Here is a 1,148-nt window from a genome sequence, read left to right as displayed (position 1 = left end):
AATCGTTTAGGGGCCTCGATAAAGCTTGATGGGCAGAGGGCAACCGTTTATGGAACAGAGAATTTGCAAGGGGCTCCTGTCATGGCGACGGATTTGCGCGCTTCTGTTTCTCTTGTGATTGCAGCTTTGGCGGCAAAGGGAGAAACAATCGTCAATCGTGTCTATCATCTTGATCGTGGATTTGAGAGATTAGAGGAAAAATTAGTCCGTTGTGGCGCAAAAATCCAACGCATCACAGTGTAACTCCGTTCGTGTGTTATCCTTCTGGCGGAACGCTTTCCTCTATAGCGCTGTAGTCACCAACCTATACGAGTAAGTAAGCTCATAAAATATAACTTTTCATAACGAGAGTTGTCCAGTATGACACGTAGTGAATTGTGGTCAACTTTTGCTTAATAAAGTTGGTTGTGGAATATTATTCAGCTGCTTTATTAAATATTTATTATGTATCTTCTGTGTGATTATTATTTATGTAGACTTCAATAAGACGATGACTCCCCCATTATTTTCATTAAGTTTATCAGCTAAAGACTAAAAACGATCTCTTGCTATTGGTTCAAGTGCAAGTGTTAATTGTGCTGTTTTTAAACTACGCCGTTTACGTTCACTACCCTGTTTCGATTCTACACTATGACGCGTTGACGTGTCATAAAATCATTTTTTTGTTTTATCATATCTAAATATTGTTCATTTACTTTTTGTGCTTTTGTAAACGGTTGTAAATTTTAAAAATTTAGCAATGAAACCGCTGTTTTTTTGTCATGCTACCTTATCCTTCTTTGTTTTCCTTCCGCTATAAAGGATGCATATTCTTGACTTAAGGGCTGTTTTGTAAAAAGTTCGGATTCTGTTGGTGTGTGGGGGGGTGACCTACTCCTGACCATTCATGTAGTCCACTTTAAAAAGGCTCTACGGGGCAAGTCATGTCCATTTATTACATACTCTAAAAACACTTAAATATGTGAAGTTTTACATGCCTTATATCAGGGCTCTGAACAACGATGTTTTACGGCACAACATGATAAACCGCGCTTTTTTTTCAGTGAACACTAATGCGTATTGTTATTGGTTTTTTTTTTCTGTTAAGAAGCATATACAGTGTCGTAAAAGAGTTAAGTAAGAAATTTAAATAGCGCGTGAAGCATCAA

Annotated in this window: 1 pseudogene; it reads left to right on the top strand. The window is 37.5% G+C overall.

Annotation, left to right across the window (positions count from 1 at the left end):
• A pseudogene (locus ACFIKE_RS11010) lies at positions 1-243 on the top strand (UDP-N-acetylglucosamine 1-carboxyvinyltransferase); the annotation flags it as partial.
• Positions 244-1,148 lie beyond the last annotated feature (905 nt).

Origin of the sequence: Bartonella sp. MU70NMGDW (genome assembly GCF_042194085.1) — a bacterium.
GTDB lineage: Bacteria > Pseudomonadota > Alphaproteobacteria > Rhizobiales > Rhizobiaceae > Bartonella > Bartonella grahamii.
This window is presented reverse-complemented; position numbering and strand designations above follow the sequence as displayed.